General features: G+C 74.8%; 15 protein-coding genes and 1 other RNA gene. 13 read left to right on the top strand and 3 right to left on the bottom strand.

The features are described from left to right. Nucleotides 1–30: 30 nt before the first annotated feature. Both CP968_RS20485 and CP968_RS20490 read left to right on the top strand, forming a co-directional pair. The gene (locus CP968_RS20485; protein ID WP_150519386.1) at nucleotides 31–1,815 is read left to right on the top strand and encodes a serine/threonine-protein kinase; all 1,785 of its coding nucleotides are present in this window, start codon (nucleotides 31–33) and stop codon (nucleotides 1,813–1,815) included. A 160-nt stretch (nucleotides 1,816–1,975) separates the two neighbouring features. Continuing rightward, nucleotides 1,976–3,229, top strand: coding sequence for a serine/threonine-protein kinase (locus tag CP968_RS20490; RefSeq protein WP_150519387.1), 1,254 nt, complete (start codon nucleotides 1,976–1,978; stop codon nucleotides 3,227–3,229). Nucleotides 3,230–3,248: 19 nt separating this feature from the next. On the opposite strand, the gene CP968_RS20495 is transcribed toward CP968_RS20490, so the two are convergent. Next, nucleotides 3,249–4,250 carry an isopenicillin N synthase family dioxygenase gene (locus CP968_RS20495; protein WP_150519388.1) on the bottom strand — a complete coding sequence of 334 codons (1,002 nt, stop codon included), beginning with the start codon at nucleotides 4,248–4,250 and terminating at the stop codon, nucleotides 3,249–3,251. 317 nt (nucleotides 4,251–4,567) lie between these two features. Between CP968_RS20495 and prfB the strand changes: the two genes are divergently transcribed. Then, entirely contained in the window at nucleotides 4,568–5,677 is a 1,110-nt protein-coding gene (gene prfB, locus CP968_RS20500) for a peptide chain release factor 2 (protein WP_150519389.1), read from the top strand. A 92-nt stretch (nucleotides 5,678–5,769) separates the two neighbouring features. Here the strand turns inward: prfB and CP968_RS20505 are convergent, their stop codons facing one another. Next, nucleotides 5,770–5,961, bottom strand: coding sequence for a hypothetical protein (locus CP968_RS20505; RefSeq protein ID WP_150519390.1), 192 nt, complete (start codon nucleotides 5,959–5,961; stop codon nucleotides 5,770–5,772). A gap of 223 nt (nucleotides 5,962–6,184) precedes the next feature. On the opposite strand from CP968_RS20505, the gene ftsE reads away from it, so the two are divergent. From ftsE to ssrA, 5 genes are all read left to right on the top strand, one after another. Continuing rightward, nucleotides 6,185–6,874 carry a cell division ATP-binding protein FtsE gene (ftsE, locus tag CP968_RS20510; protein WP_150519391.1) on the top strand — a complete coding sequence of 230 codons (690 nt, stop codon included), beginning with the start codon at nucleotides 6,185–6,187 and terminating at the stop codon, nucleotides 6,872–6,874. Between the two features lie 9 nt (nucleotides 6,875–6,883). Further along, complete coding sequence (ftsX, locus tag CP968_RS20515) at nucleotides 6,884–7,852, top strand: permease-like cell division protein FtsX (RefSeq protein ID WP_150519392.1); 969 nt, start codon at nucleotides 6,884–6,886, stop codon at nucleotides 7,850–7,852. A gap of 67 nt (nucleotides 7,853–7,919) precedes the next feature. Further along, entirely contained in the window at nucleotides 7,920–9,107 is a 1,188-nt protein-coding gene (locus CP968_RS20520; RefSeq protein WP_150519393.1) for a S41 family peptidase, read from the top strand. A gap of 18 nt (nucleotides 9,108–9,125) precedes the next feature. Beyond that, entirely contained in the window at nucleotides 9,126–9,611 is a 486-nt protein-coding gene (gene smpB / locus CP968_RS20525) for an SsrA-binding protein SmpB (RefSeq protein ID WP_150519394.1), read from the top strand. A gap of 105 nt (nucleotides 9,612–9,716) precedes the next feature. After that, nucleotides 9,717–10,105: a transfer-messenger RNA gene (ssrA, locus tag CP968_RS20530) on the top strand. Nucleotides 10,106–10,152: 47 nt separating this feature from the next. Here ssrA and CP968_RS20535 read toward each other — a convergent pair. Then, complete coding sequence (locus tag CP968_RS20535; RefSeq protein WP_373304084.1) at nucleotides 10,153–11,448, bottom strand: MFS transporter; 1,296 nt, start codon at nucleotides 11,446–11,448, stop codon at nucleotides 10,153–10,155. Nucleotides 11,449–11,535: 87 nt separating this feature from the next. Between CP968_RS20535 and CP968_RS20540 the strand changes: the two genes are divergently transcribed. From CP968_RS20540 to CP968_RS20560, 5 genes are all read left to right on the top strand, one after another. After that, entirely contained in the window at nucleotides 11,536–12,567 is a 1,032-nt protein-coding gene (locus CP968_RS20540) for a LysR family transcriptional regulator (RefSeq protein ID WP_150519395.1), read from the top strand. 282 nt (nucleotides 12,568–12,849) lie between these two features. After that, nucleotides 12,850–14,031 carry a uroporphyrinogen-III synthase gene (locus tag CP968_RS20545; protein WP_150519396.1) on the top strand — a complete coding sequence of 394 codons (1,182 nt, stop codon included), beginning with the start codon at nucleotides 12,850–12,852 and terminating at the stop codon, nucleotides 14,029–14,031. Between the two features lie 9 nt (nucleotides 14,032–14,040). Next, nucleotides 14,041–14,595, top strand: a complete 555-nt coding sequence (locus CP968_RS20550; RefSeq protein WP_150519397.1) for a GNAT family N-acetyltransferase — start codon at nucleotides 14,041–14,043, stop codon at nucleotides 14,593–14,595. Between the two features lie 94 nt (nucleotides 14,596–14,689). Further along, nucleotides 14,690–15,250 (top strand): CGNR zinc finger domain-containing protein, encoded by a 561-nt coding sequence (locus CP968_RS20555; protein WP_150519398.1) that lies wholly within the window; start codon nucleotides 14,690–14,692, stop codon nucleotides 15,248–15,250. 114 nt (nucleotides 15,251–15,364) lie between these two features. Next, nucleotides 15,365–17,683: a HelD family protein gene (locus CP968_RS20560; RefSeq protein WP_150519399.1), complete on the top strand. Its 2,319-nt coding sequence runs from the start codon at nucleotides 15,365–15,367 to the stop codon at nucleotides 17,681–17,683. The last annotated feature ends 116 nt before the right edge of the window (nucleotides 17,684–17,799 follow it).

The following is a 17,799-nucleotide window of genomic DNA, read 5'->3' on the forward strand; positions in this document are numbered from 1 at the left end:
CCGGCACGACGACAGCAGGGAGCGCGAGACGTGCGGCCAGTCGGCAGCAAGTACCTGCTCGAGGAGCCGCTCGGGCGCGGCGCCACGGGCACCGTCTGGCGCGCCCGCCAGCGGGAGGCCGCCGGCGCGGAGGCGGCGGTCGCCGGCCACCCCGGCGAGACCGTGGCCATCAAGGTCCTCAAGGAGGAGCTGGCCCACGACCCGGACATCGTCATGCGCTTCCTGCGCGAGCGCTCGGTCCTGCTGCGGCTCACCCACCCCAACATCGTCCGCACCCGCGACCTCGTCGTCGAGGGCGACCTGCTCGCCCTGGTCATGGACCTGATCGAGGGCCCGGACCTGCACCGGTACCTCCGTGAGAACGGCCCCTTCACCCCCGTCGCCGCGAGCCTGCTGACCGCCCAGATCGCGGACGCGCTCGCGGCCAGCCACGCCGACGGCGTGGTCCATCGGGACCTGAAACCCGCCAACGTGCTGCTCGACGAGCGCGGCGGCCAGATGAAGCCGATGCTGACCGACTTCGGCATCGCCCGCCTGGCCGACTCCCCGGGCCTGACCCGCACCCACGAGTTCGTCGGGACCCCGGCCTACGTCGCCCCCGAGTCGGCCGAGGGTCGCCCGCAGACCTCCGCGGTGGACATCTACGGCGCGGGCATCCTGCTCTACGAACTGCTCACCGGCCGCCCGCCGTTCGCCGGCGGCACCGCCCTCGAAGTCCTCCACCGCCACCTCAGCGAGGAGCCCCAGCGCCCCTCGACCCTGCCCGAGCCGCTGTGGACCGTCATCGAGCGGTGCCTGCGCAAGGAGCCGACCGAGCGCCCCAGCGCCGAGAGCCTGGCCCGCGGCCTGCGCGTGGTCGCCGCGGGCATCGGCGTGCACTCCGCGCCCTCCGAGGTGGAGGCGGCGCTCGGCGTCGGCGCGCTGCTCGCGCCCGACCCCTCGCCCGCGCCGGTCCCCGTCACCCCCGGGGCCGCGGACCCCACCCAGGTGCTGCCCGGCGGTGCCGGCACGCCCCTGGGCGGGTACGACCCGAACGGCATGACCAGCGTCCTCCCGCCCGTCGGGGCCGCCGACGCCACCTCCGTACTGCCGCACACGGGCGGTCCGGGGGGCGCCCCGGGCGCCGACCCGACCTCCGTCATGCCCCCGGTGCAGCGGCCGGACCAGCCGCACCCGTGGGAGTCGCAGATGCGCGCCGCCCGCGACCGCAACGAGCAGACCCAGATGCAGTACCTCGACCCCGCCGAGGACCCGCTGCGCCGCCGGCCGCAGCGGCAGGCGCCGCCGCCCCCGCAGCAGCGGCCCCAGGGGCAACAGCCCCCGCAGCAGTACCGGCAGGCGCCCCCGCCCCAGCAGTACCAGCAGCCGCCGCAGCACCAGCAGTACGCCCCCCCGCCGCCGCAGCACTACCAGCCGCAGCAGCAACAGCAGCGCCAGCCGCAGCAGTACCAGCCGCCGCAGCAGCCCCAGCAGCAGCCCCAGCAGCAGCCCCAGTACCGCCAGCCGCAGGGTCCGCCGCAGCAGCAGCCCCCGCAGGGCCCGCCGCCGCAGCAGCGCCCCCCGCGCGAACCCCGGCGCCGCAGCGCCAACCCGGTGCACATCCCCGGACTCGGCTGCCTCAAGGGCTGCCTGGTCATGATCCTGCTGTTCTTCGTGGCGGGCTGGCTGGTCTGGGAGCTGACCCCGCTCCAGGAGTGGGTCGGCACCGGCCGCGGCTGGTGGGACCAGCTGTGGACCTGGGGCACCGAGGCCGCCGACTGGATCGGGTCCGTCGGTGGCGGCGGCGGTGGCACCGGGGGCCCCTCCCAGCCCTGAAGCGGGGTCCCGTAGCGCCGAGTTCGTGGATTTGTCGACTTCTGCGGGGTGATTTCGCCCGCAGAAGTGAAGGTCGCCGCGAATCGGGCCCCCTACTGGCCGTCAAGGCCGACCCGGCCGCGTAGCTTTGGTGCGTAGGCCAGCCGCTGAGGGAGCAGTCGTGGCACGGAAGATCGGCAGCCGGTACACCGCGCACCAGATTCTGGGGCGCGGCAGCGCGGGCACGGTGTGGCTGGGCGAGGGGCCTGACGGGCCCGTCGCCGTCAAACTGCTGCGCGAGGACCTCGCGTCCGACCAGGAGCTGGTCGGACGGTTCGTCCAGGAGCGCAGCGCGCTGCTCGGCCTGGAGCACCCCCACGTCGTCTCCGTCCGCGACCTCGTCGTCGACGGCAACGACCTCGCCCTCGTCATGGACCTCGTCCGGGGCACGGACCTGCGCACCCGGCTGGACCGCGAGCGGCGGCTCGCCCCCGAGGCGGCCGTGGCGATCGTCGCGGACGTGGCCGACGCGCTGGCCGCGGCCCACGCGGCCGGGGTCGTGCACCGGGACGTCAAGCCCGAGAACGTGCTGCTCGACATGCAGGGCCCGCTGGGCCCGGGCGGGGCGCACCCGGCGCTGCTGACCGACTTCGGCGTGGCCAAGCTGATCGACTCCCCGCGCCGGGTCTCCGGGGGCCGGACCACCGCCCCGAGCACCCGCATCATCGGCACCCCCGACTACCTGGCCCCCGAGATCGTCGAGGGCCTGCCCCCGCGGGCCGCCGTCGACATCTACGCGCTGGCCACGGTCCTGTACGAGCTGCTGGCCGGGTTCACCCCCTTCGGCGGCGGGCACCCGGGCGCGGTGCTGCGCCGGCACGTCACCGAGACGGTGGTCCCGCTGCCCGGGATCCCCGAGGAGCTGTGGCAGCTGGTCGTGCAGTGCCTGGCCAAGGCCCCGGCGTCGCGGCTGCGGGCCTCGGAGCTGTCGGCCCGTCTGCGGGACCTGCTGCCGATGCTGGCCGGAATCCCGCCGCTCGACGTGGACGAGCCGGACGACGCCGAACCGGAGCCCGGCCCGGCCCAGGAGCCGGCCGCCGAGCCGGTGCGCCGCCGGGGCGTGGTCCCGCTGGTGCCCGGCTCGGCCACCGACTCCAACCGGGACACGCACACCTCGATGCGGGTGCCGGGGCCGGACGAGCTGGCGGGCGGCGCACTGGGCACCGCCCGGGTGCCGCGCCCGGCCGGCGGCCACCGGCCTGGCTCGGCCCGCCACCGCGCCGAGGCGGCGCGCAAGCGCCGGCTCGTGCTGTCCGCGTCGGCGCTGGCGCTGGCGGCGGCGGTGGGCGTGGGCACGTGGTTCGCCGTCTCGGGCGGCGAGGAGGCCGCGCCGCCGCAGGACGGCAAGCACTCCACCGGCCCGCGCACCCCGTAGCGGCGGGCCGGACCGCGTCCTACGCCGCCAGCAGCTCCGGGTGCCAGCGCCGGGCCACCCGGGGGTGGGCGCGGACCCAGCCCTTGAGCTCGTTGCGGCCGTACTGCGCGTGCAGCGGGTTGCGGGCGTCGTGCGCGATCCCGGGCGCCGAGCGCAGGTAGTCGCCCGGGACCGTCTCCACGACCGCGTCCAGCCGCGGGTTGTAGAAGAACGGCACCGAGTAGCGCTCCACCGACCCCCTCGGGCTGACCACCCGGTGGTCCGTCGCCGTCAGGTACCCCTCGGTCGCTATCTCCAGCAGCTCTCCCAGGTTCACCACGAACGCCCCGGGCAGCGGCGGCACGTCCACGAAGGCACCGTCCCGGACCACCTGGAGGCCGCCCACCGCGTCCTGCAGCAGCAGCGTCAGGAAGCCGTAGTCCTTGTGCGCGCCCACGCCCTGGTCCGCGCCGGTGGGGGCGGACCCGGGGTAGCGGATCAGCTTGGTGTGCAGGTGGGGGCGGTCCGCGAAGGCCGCGTCGAAGAAGTCGGGCGGGGCGCCGATGGAGGCCAGCAGCTCCCGCAGCAGGCGGTGGGCCACCGCGGCGAGCCGCGTCTGCCACTCCAGGACCGCCGTGCGCAGTTCGGGGAGCGCGGCGGGCCACTGGTTGGGGCCCTCCAGCCAGAGGTACGCCGGATCGCCCGGCTCCGGCGTGCGCGCGGGGCGCTCGGCGCCCACGTCCAGCTGGTCGCGCCAGTCGGACGCCCCGCCCGTCAGCTCGTGGCCGATGCGGGTGTAGCCGCGGAAGTGGGGGGAGTTCAGATTGCTCACGGCCAGCCGGTCGGCTTCCGGGAGCGCGAAGAAGGCCCTGGTCAGTTCGAGGATGCGGGCGGTCTCGGCGGTGGTGACGCCGTGTCCGGTCAGGTGCAGGAACCCGCTGTCCCGGGCGGCGGCGTGCAGCCGCTCCAGGAAGGAGGCCCGCAGGGCCGGGTCGTCGGCCTCGGAGAGGTCCAGGACGGGAAGGGAGTGCGCGGACGGCATGACGGCTCCGTTTCGGATGTCACGGGGTCCTGGTCCCCGGGGGTGGCGGGGGCCGCGGAGAGAGGGGAGGGCCGCCGGCAGGGGTGGCGCCGGGGCCGCCGGTCCGCGGACAGGACCGAAGTCGGATCGGGGTGGATCAGGCTCGGGGGCGGTCCGGCGGCCGACAGCTCGTGGTCGTGACGCGCATGTGGTCCACATGGCGGCGCTTGACGAGGAGGACGGTCATGCCGTGAGCGTACGCCCGTGCGACCCGCCCCCGGTACGGGTGATCCGGCCTGCCCGGACGGCCTCCTCCGCGGACCGGCTACGCTGGACCCGTGGCAGTCGTCGATGTTTCCGAAGAGCTGAAGTCCCTCTCCTCGACCATGGGGTCGATCGAGGCCGTCCTGGACCTCGACAAGCTGAGGGCAGATATCGCCGTGCTGGAGGAGCAGGCCGCCGCGCCGTCCCTGTGGGACGACCCGGAAGCCGCCCAGAAGATCACGAGCAAGCTGTCCCACCTCCAGGCCGAGGTCCGCAAGACCGAGACCCTGCGCGGGCGCATCGACGACCTCGCGGTCCTCTTCGAGCTGGCCCAGGAGATGGACGACGCGGACACCCTCGCCGAGGCCGAGACCGAGCTCGTCTCCGTCCGCAAGGCCCTGGACGAGATGGAGGTCCGCACCCTCCTGTCCGGCGAGTACGCCGAGCGCGAGGCGCTGGTCAACATCCGTGCCGAGGCCGGCGGCGTCGACGCCTCCGACTTCGCCGAGCGCCTCCAGCGCATGTACCTGCGCTGGGCCGAGCGCCACGGCTACGCCACCGAGATCTACGAGACCTCGTACGCGGAGGAGGCCGGCATCAAGTCGACCACCTTCGTCGTCAAGGCGCCCTACGCCTACGGCACCCTCTCGGTCGAGCAGGGCACGCACCGCCTGGTGCGCATCTCCCCCTTCGACAACCAGGGCCGCCGCCAGACCTCCTTCGCGGGCGTCGAGGTGCTCCCCGTCGTCGAGTCCAGCGACCACGTCGACATCGACGAGGGCGAGCTGCGCATCGACGTCTACCGCGCCTCCGGCCCCGGCGGCCAGGGCGTCAACACCACCGACTCGGCCGTGCGCATCACGCACATCCCGACCGGCATCGTCGTCTCCTGCCAGAACGAGCGCTCGCAGATCCAGAACAAGGCCAGCGCCATGAACGTCCTCCAGGCCAAGCTGCTGGAGCGGCGCCGCCAGGAGGAGCAGGCCAGGATGGACGCCCTCAAGGACGGCGGCAGCTCCTGGGGCAACCAGATGCGCTCGTACGTCCTGCACCCGTACCAGATGGTCAAGGACCTGCGCACGGAGTTCGAGGTCGGCAACCCGCAGGCGGTCCTCGACGGCGAGATCGACGGATTCCTGGAGGCCGGCATCCGCTGGCGCAAGCAGCAGGAGCAGACCGCGTAGCTCCCCGCACGCACACGGAAGGGCCCGGACACCAGGGGTGTCCGGGCCCTTGCGTTGCGCGCGGCCGCCGGGCCGCGCCGTGCTCGTCACGCCTACGCGGCGTGCTGCGCCACCAGGGCCAGGGCGGCCACCAGGACCACCATCAGGGCGATGAGCGCCACGGGGTTCAGGCCGGAGAAGGGGCCCTCCTGCTGGAGGCGCTCCCGGTTCGCCCGGCACACAGGGCAGCGGCCCTGGCTGACGGGTGCCGCGCAGTTCGCGCACACGAGCCGGTCATATGTCATGCGCTCCTCCTCTCATCCCCTCGTACAACGCCACGGGGAACCGGACCGTTCCCCCTCCCACTGTGCCAGCTCCGCCGGCATTCGGCGCGGCCCCTCCGGGCAATCGCGGTCCGCACCCGCCCCCGCCAGGGGATAAAGCGGACAAGTCCGGAGGCCGGGTCCCCACCCCGCGCCCGGTCGCGTATGGTCACGCTCACCTACTCCCGGCGACCGTGGTGCACCCGTGATCCGATTCGACAGTGTCTCCAAGTCCTACCCGAAGCAGAACCGCCCCGCACTCAGAGATGTGTCCCTGGACATCGCCAAGGGCGAGTTCGTCTTCCTCGTCGGCTCCTCCGGCTCCGGCAAGTCCACCTTCCTGCGGCTGATCCTGCGCGAGGAGCGGGCGAGCCACGGCCAGGTGCACGTCCTGGGCAAGGACCTCGCCAAGCTCTCCAACTGGAAGGTCCCGCAGATGCGGCGCCAGCTGGGGACCGTCTTCCAGGACTTCCGCCTCCTCCCGAACAAGACGGTGGCCGAGAACGTGGCCTTCGCCCAGGAGGTCATCGGCAAGCCCCGGGGCGAGATCCGCAAGGCCGTCCCGCAGGTCCTGGAGCTCGTCGGCCTCGGCGGCAAGGAGGCCCGGATGCCCGGCGAGCTGTCCGGCGGCGAGCAGCAGCGCGTGGCCATCGCCCGCGCCTTCGTCAACCGGCCGGCCCTGCTGATCGCGGACGAGCCCACCGGCAACCTCGACCCGCAGACCTCCGTCGGCATCATGAAGCTGCTGGACCGGATCAACCGGACCGGCACCACCGTGATCATGGCGACGCACGACCAGCAGATCGTCGACCAGATGCGCAAGCGCGTCATCGAACTCGAACAGGGCCGTCTCGTACGCGACCAGTCGCGCGGCGTCTACGGCTACCAGCACTGAAAGGACGCCATGCGCGCCCAGTTCGTCATGTCGGAGATCGGCGTCGGCCTCCGTCGCAATCTCACCATGACCTTCGCGGTCATCATCTCCGTGGCCCTGTCGCTGGCCCTGTTCGGAGGCTCCCTGCTCATGCGCGAGCAGGTGAGCAGCATGAAGGGCTACTGGTACGACAAGGCCAACGTCTCGATCTACCTCTGCAACAAGCAGGACGCGGCCGAGGCCAGCGAGCCCGCCGCCAAGCCGGACGGCTCGGCCTCCCAGGCCTCCGGCGTCGCCACCTGCCGCAAGGGCGCGGTGACGGCCGAGCAGAAGAAGCAGATCGAGACCGAGCTCAAGCAGATGGACCTGGTCAAGTCCGTCGCCTACGAGTCGGCCGACGAGGCCTACAAGCACTACCAGGAGCAGTACGGCCACACCGCGCTGGCCTCCTCGATCACCCCGGACCAGATGCAGGAGTCCTACCGGGTCAAGCTGAAGAACCCGGAGAAGTACAAGGTGGTCACCTCCGCCTTCGCCGGCCGCGACGGCATCTACACCGTCGACGACCAGCGCAAGGAGATCGACGACCTCTTCCGCATCCTCAACTACCTGAACTTCGCCGCCCTCGGCATCATGCTGGTCATGCTGGTCGTGGCGCTGCTGCTGATCGTCAACACCGTGCGCGTCTCGGCGTTCAGCCGCAGGCGGGAGACCGGCATCATGCGGCTCGTGGGCGCCTCCAGCTTCTACATCCAGGTCCCCTTCATCATGGAGGCGGCCGTCGCCGGCCTGATCGGCGCGCTCTTCGCCTGCGCCATGCTGGTCTCCGGCCAGTACTTCGTGATCGACCACGGCGTCGGCCTGCGCGACAAGATCCAGCTCATCGACTTCATGGGCTGGAGCTCGGTCCTCGGCAAGCTCCCGTACGTCCTGTTCATCGGACTGCTGATGCCCTCCATGGCGGCCTTCGTCGCCCTGCGCAAGTACCTGAAGGTGTGACGAGCGCCCCGTGAGCCGTACGGTCAACCCTCCGTGACGGCGCGGGGCTTGTCCTAGACTCGGCGCCATGCAGGGTCTGCCCGCCTTCTGTCTCCGGCCCCGCGACACGCGTCGCGGGGCCGTCCTGACGTTGGCCTTCCTCGCGGCCGTCACCACCGCCGCGAGCACCGGCTGCTGGGACCGCGAGGAGGCCGCGGAGCCGGCCGCCCCGGTCGCCCGCGGCGGCGGCCCCGGCCCGGCGGCCGCGCGCGCGAGCGGCACCGCCGACCGGGAGGCCGTGGCCCGGGCCGTCGCCGAGGCCGTCGCCGAAGGGAAGTCCGGGAAGAAGGCCGCCCAGGAGGTCGTCAGCCGCAGCGGCGACCGCTGGGGCACCGTCTACGACCGCGGCGAGTACGCGGCCTTCGCCGAGGGCCTCGACGGCCGCTGGACCGGCGTCGGCCTGTGGGCGCGGCGCGAGCCGGACGGCGCGATCGACGTGGACCGGGTCGAGCCCGGCGGCCCCGCCGCCCGGGCCGGGCTGCGCGCCGGGGACCGGCTGCTGAGCGTCGACGGGCACGGCGTGACCGGCCTGGCCGTGCCGGACGTCGTCTCCCTGCTGCGCGGCGCCTCCGGCACCCCCGTCGTCCTGGGCCTGAGCCGGGCCGGCGCCGATCTCACCGAGACCGTGCGCCGCGAGGAGCTGCGCACCGAGCCGGTGACGGCGGTCCGGCGCCCGGACGGCACCACCGTCGTCAAGGTGGCCTCCTTCACCCGCGGCTCCGGCGAGCTGGTCAGGGCCGCCGTCCGCGCGGCCCCGCCGGGCGCGGGCATCCTGCTGGACCTGCGCGGCAACCCGGGCGGGCTGGTCGCCGAGGCGGTCGCCGCGGCCTCCGCCTTCCTCGACGGCGGGCTGGTGGCGACGTACGACGTACGGGGCGAGCAGCGCGCCCTGTACGCGGCCCCGGGCGGCGACACGGCCCGGCCGCTGGTGGCCCTGGTCGACGGCGGCACGATGAGCGCCGCCGAGCTGCTGACGGGGGCCCTCCAGGACCGCGGCCGGGCGGTGGCGGTGGGCAGCCGCACCTTCGGCAAGGGTTCGGTGCAGATGCCGACCGCGCTCCCGGACGGTTCGGTGGCCGAGCTGACCGTGGGCACGTACCGCACTCCGGCGGGCCGCAGCCTCGACGGCACCGGCATCACCCCGGACCTGGCGGCGGGCGACGGGGCCGAGGAACGGGCCGCGGCGGTAATGGGTGGCCTCGGGGTGGGTCCGTAGTGCGAAAATGACCGCACTATGGCTAAGGAAAAAGGGCGCAAGCTGATCGCGCAGAACAAGAAGGCGCGGCACGACTACACGATCGTCGACACCTACGAGTGCGGGATCGTGCTCACCGGGACCGAGGTCAAGTCCCTGCGCCAGGGGCGGGCCTCGCTGGTCGACGGGTTCGTGACGATGGAGAGCCGCGAGGCGTGGCTCTACAACGTGCACGTGCCGGAGTACAGCCAGGGCACCTGGACCAACCACAGCGCCCGGCGCAAGCGCAAGCTCCTCATGCACCGCGAGGAGATCGACAAGCTGGAGTCGAAGGCGTCGGAGTCGGGCCACACGATCGTGCCGCTGTCCCTGTACTTCAAGGACGGCCGGGCGAAGGTGGAGATCGCGCTGGCGAAGGGCAAGAAGGAGTACGACAAGCGGCAGACCCTCCGCGAGAAGCAGGACACCCGCGAGACCAACCGCGCCATCTCGGCGATCCGGCGCAAGCAGCGGGGTACGGTTTAATCTCCTGGCACGCGGTGGTCCACTTCGCGTACCATGGCGTCAGCACCACGCGCTGAACGGTGGAGCTGCTCGAAGCAGTACACAACTGAACAGCGTGTCAAGCATGGGGATGATCGGTTTCGACAGCGGATGTCGATGCAGGGGAAGCGAGCCGAGGAAGCGGCAATGATCTCGCTAACCACATGTCGCAAACAATAATCGCCAACTCCAAGAGCGATAACTCCCGCTTCACCCTCGCTGCCTAATAACAGTGAGCTGAAGCCTCTGTGAGGAGCGTCAGCCCGGAAGTGGTCCCGGTCCGGATCCTGGCGTCAACTAGGGATCTAAACCTCTAACCCCGGTCACGGGGGCTGGAGGGAAACCAAACAGTGACTGAGCCCGTCGGAGACTTGTCCGTGTGATCTCCGGGGCTGAGAAAAGCGCAGCGGACTGCGCTCGGAGAAGCCCTGCTTCTGCACCGTTGGACGCGGGTTCGATTCCCGCCATCTCCACCACCCCATGTGGGCACAGGCCCCGCGGCCTCGACGCTGCGGGGCCTTTGTCATGCCCGGACGCGCGCGGCCGCCGCGGCGGGCAGGGACAGGGCCGCGGCGGCGGCCGGGAGCAGGTACGCCGTGGTCGTGCCCAGGTGGTCGACCGCGAGGCCGGCGGTGGCCGAGCCGGCGGCGATGCCCGTCATGATCGCGGTCACCGCGAGGGTCATCCCCTCGTTGAGGCGGCCCCCGGGGGTGAGCGCGTGGACCCGGGACATCGCGGTGACCATCGTCGGGGCCGTGGCCATGCCGGCCAGCAGCAGGGCCCCCGCGAGGGCGGCCAGCGAGCCCGTCGCGGCCGCCGCCCAGGGCAGCGCCATGCACGCGGCCATGGCCGACAGGCACAGGGGCAGGCCGCGCGGGCGCAGGGTGCCGTAGACCAGCCCGGCCGCGCAGGCGCCGGCCGCCTGGAGGGCCAGGACCGGGCCGGAGGCGGCGCCCAGGCCGTACGCGTCGAGGTGGGCGATGGAGGTGACCTCCATCGAGCCGAAGACCGCGCCCAGGGCCAGGAAGAGGAGCAGCAGCGGCCCCAGCGCGCGCAGCGGGGAGCGGGAGCCGCGCGGGGGCACCGCGGACGGCGGGGGCTCCGTGGCGCGCTGCGCGGCGAAGACGAGTATTCCGGTCAGGAGCAGGACCGCGGCGGTGAGGGTGCCCGCCTCGGGGAAGACGGCGGTGCACAGGAGGGCCGCCAGGACCGGGCCGAGCATGAAGCACAGCTCGTCGGCGGCCTGCTCGAAGGACATCGCCGTGTGGTGCGCGGCGGGGGAGCCGTGCAGCAGGTGGGTCCAGCGGGCCCGGGACATGCCGCCGGTGTTGGGGGTGGTGGCGGTGGCCGCGTACGAGGCGAAGAGGGTCCAGGCGGGCGCACCGGAGCGCACGCACGCGACGAGGGACAGGGAGCCGAGGACGGCGATCGCCGCGGCCGGTACGGCGATCCGGGCCTGGCCGTACCGGTCGACCAGCCGGGCCGTCCAGGGCGCCACCAGAGCCGTGGCGGCCACGCCGGTGGCGGTGACAGCGCCGGCCAGGGCGTACGAACCGCGCTGCCCGGCGATCATCATCACCGCGCTGATCCCGAACATGCCCATGGGGAGCCGGGCGAGCAGGTTCCCCGCCGTGAAGGCCCGGGTGCCGGGGAGCGCGAACAGCCGGCGGTAGGGGCCGTGCGGGCGGGCCCGGCGGCCGGGCGCCGGGGCGGCGATGACCAGGGTGCCGCCGGTCACCGCCATCCGGGGCATCGTCCGGGGCGTGGTGGTGCCGTGCGTGGTGCCGCACGTGATGGCGGGGGTGGGGGCGGTGGGCATGGGAACAGCCTCGGGCCGGGTCCCGGCCGCGGTCCAACACCTGTGCGCGGGCCATTGACCGCTCCCTGTTGTTAGTCTCCGCGGGTGATGCCCCGTGATGTGGACCCCCGCCTGCTCCGCGGGTTCGTCGCCGCCGCCGAAGAGCTGCACTTCACCCGCGCCGCCGCCCGCCTCTACGTGGCCCAGCAGGCCCTCAGCCGGGACGTGCGCCGCCTGGAACGGGCCCTGGACGCGAGCCTGTTCGTCCGGACCACCCGGCAGGTCGCGCTGACCCCCGAGGGGGAGCTCCTGCTGCCGCTGGCCCGGCGGGTGCTGCGCGCGCACGAGGAGCTCGCCTCCGCCTTCGGCGCCGGGGCCGGGCCGCGCGTGCTCCTCGTCGACGTCAACACCGACGGGCCCGGCACCGGGCGCACCGTCCTGGAGCGCGCCCGCGACCTCGCCCCGGACTGCGAGCTGATGGCCCGCTTCGAGAGCGGGCTCACCCACGCCGCCGCCGAGATCACGGCCGGCCGGCTGGACGTCTCCTTCGGGTACGCCGACGGCCTCGACCCGGCGCAGGCCGCCCGCCTCGACCGGTGCCCGGTCCGGTACGAGCCGCTGGCCGTGCTGCTGCCGCGGGGCCACCGGCTGGCCGGGTGCGGGGCCGTACCGCTGGACGGGCTGGCAGGGGAGGCGGTGTACGCGGGCGCCGGGAACCCGCGGACCCGGGAGTGGACCGGGCTGGCCAGCGAGCTGTTCGCCGGCCGGGGGATCGCGGTGGCGCCACCCGCGCCGGTCGCGATGGGCAAGGAGGAGTTCGGGCGGGTGATGGCCAAGACCCGCAACCCGGTGCTGGTCTCGGTGGACTTCCCCGACATGCCGGGCAGCGTGAAGCGGCCGCTGACCGGGCCCGTCCCGCTGTCGCCGCTGTCCATGGTGTGGCGCAGAGGCTTCGAGCACCCCGGCCTGGACGCCCTGCGCACGGCCGCCGCGGCCCTGGCCGCCGAGCACGGGTGGCTCACCGCGCCGCCCGGCGGCTGGATTCCCGAGTCCTGCCGCCGGACCGGTGCCTGGGCCGCCGGGTCCCGGGGCGGCGCCGACGGCGCTGGCGGCGCGATCCCGGAGGTGCCCGGCCGGTGACGGGCGGGTGGTGACGGGCGGCCGGTGGGCGGCGGGCCACCCCGGCCCGGCGGTCCCGCGGCCGACGCGGGCGCGCTCGCGCGGCCGGGCGGTATACCTTCGCCGCCCCGCCGGTCCGGAGGCCGGGTGGCGGCAACGCCCCGGCCGCGCGGCGGTTAACGGGCCCGAAACGCGGCGGAACCGGGCCGGACACGCCGTGTTGGCAGGCTCTGCCCCTCCGGCTCGGGCTCCGGATCCCCCTGCCGCCGCCCGCGCCACCGGACCCCGGGCGAGGCAGGTCACATGCGCGACGACAGGCAGCACCACGGCCCCGGGCCCCTCGCGGGCTTCACCGTCGCGGTCACCGCCGCGCGGGCCGACGAGCTGATCGCCCTGCTGCGCGGCCGCGGGGCCGCCGTGGTGCACGCCCCCGCGCCGCGGACCGCACCCCCCGCCGAGGACGCCGAACTGCGCGCCGCCACCCAGCGGTTGATCCGCCGGCCCCCCGACACGGCCGTCGTCACCGGCGGCGCCGGATGGCGTGCCTGGACCGGCGCCGCCGACGCGTGGGGGATCGGCGCCGCGCTGCGCGAGCGGCTGCGGCACGCCGAACTGCTCGCGCACGGACCGGAGGCCGGGGCCGCCGTCCGGGCGGCCGGACTCGCCGCGCGGCCGTTCCCGCAGGCGCCGTCGCCCGCCGCGCTGCGGGACCGGCTGGTGGCGGCCGGGATGGCCGGGCGCCGGGTCGCGCTCCTGCTGCACGGTGATCCGCCGCCCGGCCTGCCCGAGGCCCTGCGGGCCGCCGGGGCCGAGGTGGTGGCCGTACCGGTCCACCGGTGGCCGGCCCCGGCCGGCCTCGCGCCGTTCGACCGGCTGCTCGACGCGGTGGCCGCCGGCGGGGTGGACGCGCTCGCCCTCACCTCGCCGTCGGCGGCGGCCGCCCTGCCGGCGCGGGCCGCGGAGCGCGGGATGAGGGAGGCCGTGCTGGCCGCGCTGCGCGGCGGCGTGCTCGCCGCCTGCACGGGTCCCGGGACGGCGCCGGCGCTGCGGGCGCACGGACTGGACCCGGCGGAGCCGCAGCGGCCCGGGGCGGGCCCGCTGGTGGGACTCCTGTGCCGGGAACTGCCCGGCCGGGCACGGGTGCTGCCGGTGGCCGGGCGCCGCCTGGAGGTGCGCGGCCACGCTGTGCTCCTCGACGCCGAACTGCGCCCCGTGCAGCCGGCCCCCATGGCCCTGCTGCGCGCGCTGGCCCGGCGGCCGGGCCGGGTCGTCTCGCGGGCCGACCTGCTGCGGGCACTGCCGGGGGCCGGGCGGGACGAGCACGCGGTGGAGAGCGCGGTGGCCCGGCTGCGGGCGGCGCTGGGGGCGCCGGAGCTGATCCGGACCGTCGTCAAACGCGGGTACGGGCTGTCGCTGGACGCGGGCGCGGCCGGGGACCCCCCGCGGCCGGACCCGGTCCGGGCGCCGGGCCGGGGTGTCGGCTAGCGTGCCCGGATGATCATTGACGGAGTGGGGATGCGCGGGCTGGAGCCCGGGGACGCCGCCGGACTGGCCCACGCGCTGGCCCGCAACCGGGCGTACATGGCCCCCTTCGAGCCGTACCGGTCCGCCCGCTTCTACACCGAGGCGGGCCAGCGGGACCGCGTCGAGGGCATGCTCGCCGACCGCGACGCGGGCCGCGCCCGCCCGTACGTGCTCGTCGAGGCGGCCACGGGCCGGCCCGTCGGGGCGATCAACCTCGGCGCGATCACGCTCGGCCCGCTGTGCAGCGGCGGCATCGGCTACTGGGTCGCCGAGGCCTGGAACGGCAGGGGACTGGCCACCGCCGCGCTGGAGGAGGTCTGCCGGATCGCCCGCGACGACGTCGGCCTGCACCGGGTCGAGGCGGGGACGCTCGTCGACAACCTGGCCTCGCAGCGGGTCCTGGCCAAGGCCGGCTTCGAGCAGTACGGGCTCGCCCCGAACTACCTCCACGTCAACGGCGCCTGGCGCGACCACCGCCTCTTCCAGCGGCTGCTGCACGCGGACCCGCCGCCGCCCGCCGACTGATCCCGGCGCGGCGCGGGGGGTTCCGCCGCGCCCGGCCCGCGGGCACTCTGGGAGCGGCGGCGGGCGGGGTTCCGGCGAGCGAGGCGGTGACGGCATGTGGTTCGACTCCGGGAGGATCTGCCTGGACCTGGCGGCCACCTCCGCACCCCGCGAGGGGCTCCGCGACGGCGACGGGCTGCGGCTGTGGCTCGCCGGCGCCGGACTGGTGCCCGACCGGACGCCGCTGGCCCGGGTGGACCCCGACTGGGCGGCCGCCTTCCGGGCGCTGCGCGGGGACGTGGAGGCGCTGGTACGGGCGGAACTGGACGGAGCCGATCCGCGGGAGCCGGCGCTCTCCCGGGTCAACGCGCTGGCCGCCGGACCACCCCCGGGACTCTGCGCGGTGCGGGACCACGAAGGCCGGCTCGTACGGGAGTTGTGCGGCGGCGTCGACTGCGGGGCGCTGCTCGCCGCCGTGGCCCGGGACGCCGTCGAGCTGCTGACCGACCCCGGCGACCGGGACCGGCTGCGGATCTGCGCGGGCGCGGGCTGCACCCGCGTCTACCTGGACACCTCCCGCGGCCGCCGGCGCCGCTGGTGCTCCAGCGAGCGGTGCGGCAACCGGGAGCGCGTCGCCCGGCACCGCCGGCGGGCCCTGGCGGCCGGGGCCGGATAGCCGGCGGCCGCCCGGGGAGCCGTCCCGAAGGTCCGGTTCCGGAACGGGCATGCGGACAGGGCCCGGATTCGCGTACGGTTGACGGTCGCCCATGCACGTCAGAAGGGGGCCTTGGTGGCCGCGCAGAATGCCGCTGTCGACAGCACGGCGGATTCCGTCCGCGATCGGGAGATCGCGGTCGAGCAGACGCATCTCGACCGGGTGTACCGACGCCTAGAGGAGAAGATCCACGAGGCCGAGTTCCTGATGAACGACGCCGCCAAGCGGGGCCAGGTCGGCACGCCCGGCGCCCTCGCCGAGCGCGACGCGCAGGTCTTCCGGGCCGGTATCCACCTGAACCGGTTGAACAACGAGTTCGAGGACTTCCTCTTCGGCCGTGTCGACCTGGTGCTCGGCAAGGACGGTGAGCGCGGGCCGGACGGCGCGTACACCTCCGTCGAGCCGGCCGAGGACGCGATCCGCGAGGACCTCACGGCCGACATCGCCGAGACTCTGCACATCGGCCGCATCGGGGTCCTCGACTCCGACTACGCGCCGCTGGTCATCGACTGGCGCGCGCCGGCCGCCGCGCCGTTCTACCGTTCCACGCCCAAGGAGCCCGGCCGCGTGGTGCGCCGCCGCGTCATCCGCTCCAAGGGCCGCAAGGTGCTCGGCGTCGAGGACGACCTGATGCGCCCGGAGATCACCGCCTCGCTGGACGGGCGGGAGCTGCCCGTCATCGGCGACGGCGCCCTGATGGCCGCCCTCGGGCGGGCCCGTACGCACTCCATGCGGGACATCGTCTCCTCCATCCAGGCCGAACAGGACCTGGTCATCCGCGCCCCCGCCGCGTCCGTGGCCGAGGTCGCGGGCGGGCCGGGCACCGGCAAGACGGCCGTCGCCCTGCACCGCGCCGCCTACCTGCTCTACCAGGACCGGCGCCGCTACTCCGGCGGCATCCTGATCGTCTCCCCGACCCCGCTGCTGGTCGCGTACACCGAGGGCGTGCTGCCCTCCCTCGGCGAGGAGGGACAGGTCGCCATCCGGGCGCTCGGCTCCCTGGTCGACGGCGCCGAGGCGACCACGTACGACGAACCGGCCGTGGCCCGGATCAAGGGCTCCTCGCGGATGCTCAAGGTGCTCCGCAAGGCCGTCCGCGGGGCCCTGGAGCTCGGCGGCCCCGCCGGCGCGGCCCCCGACCGGCTGCGGGTGGTCGCCTTCGGGCGCCGCCAGGAGCTGGAGGCGCCCGAACTCGACCGCATCCGGCAGAACGTGCTCTCCGGCACCGCCCCCGTCAACCTGTTGCGCCCGCGCGCCCGCAAGCTGCTGCTGGACGCGCTCTACGCGAAGTCCGGCGGCTCCGGGCGGCACAGCGACCCGGAGCTGGCCGCCGAGCTGCGCTCCGCCTTCGACGAGGACATCTCCACCGAGGACGCGTTCACCGGCTTCCTCGACGCCTGGTGGCCCGAGCTGACCCCGCGCGCCGTGCTCGCCGCGATGGCCGACGAGCGCCGCCTCGGCCGCTGGTCGCGCCGGGACCTGAACCCGCGCGAGGTCCGCCGGCTGGCCCGCTCGCTGCGCCGCACCGGCCCCGACGGCAAGGGTCCGCTGTCGGTGCACGACGTGGCGCTGCTGGACGAGCTGCACCTGCTGCTCGGCGCTCCGGCCCGGCCCAGGCGGCGGCGGGAGATGGATCCGCTGGACCAGCTGAGCGGGCTGGAGGAGCTGATGCCGACCCGCGAGGAGACGCAGTGGGAGCGGGCCGAGCGGCTCGCGGCGGAGCGCACCGAGTACGCGCACGTCATCGTCGACGAGGCCCAGGACCTGACGCCGATGCAGTGGCGGATGGTGGGCCGCCGCGGCCGGCACGGCACCTGGACGGTCGTCGGCGACCCGGCGCAGTCCTCCTGGACCGACCAGGAGGAGGCCGCCGCCGCGCGCGACGAGGCGCTGGGCTCGCGGCCGCGCCGGCGGTTCACGCTCACCGTGAACTACCGCAACCCGGCCGAGGTCGCCGAAGTGGCCTCCCGGGTGCTGCGCCTGGCCATGCCCGGCATGGAGCCGCCGACGGCGGTGCGCTCGACCGGTCTGCGGCCGCGATTCACGGCGGCGGCGGGGGACCTGGGCGCGGCGGTCCGCGCGGAGGCCCGGCGGCTGCTGGAGCAGGTGGACGGCACGGTCGGCGTGGTCGTGGCCATGGACCGGCGCGCGGAGGCCGCGGGCTGGCTCGCGGACCTGGGCGAGCGGGCGGTGGCGCTGGGCAGCCTGGAGGCCAAGGGCCTGGAGTACGACGCCACGGTGGTGGTCTCGCCCGCGGAGATCGCGGACGAGTCCCCGGCGGGCCTGCGGGTGCTGTACGTGGCGCTGACGCGTGCGACGCAGCAGCTCACCGTGGTCGCGACCGAGCGGGACGAGCCGGACGCGGACGGGGTGCCGGCGCTGCTGCTGCCGTAGCCGTACGGCCGGATGGTCGGCAGCCGTGAGCGTGGTCCCGCAAGAGGCGCCCGGGAGGGGGATCATTTCGGGCGATCCTTTGTTAGCCTGGTGTACGGCACCGACTCGATCCAAGC

Source organism: Streptomyces subrutilus (assembly GCF_008704535.1).
In the GTDB taxonomy this organism is placed as follows: Bacteria; Actinomycetota; Actinomycetes; order Streptomycetales; family Streptomycetaceae; genus Streptomyces; species Streptomyces subrutilus.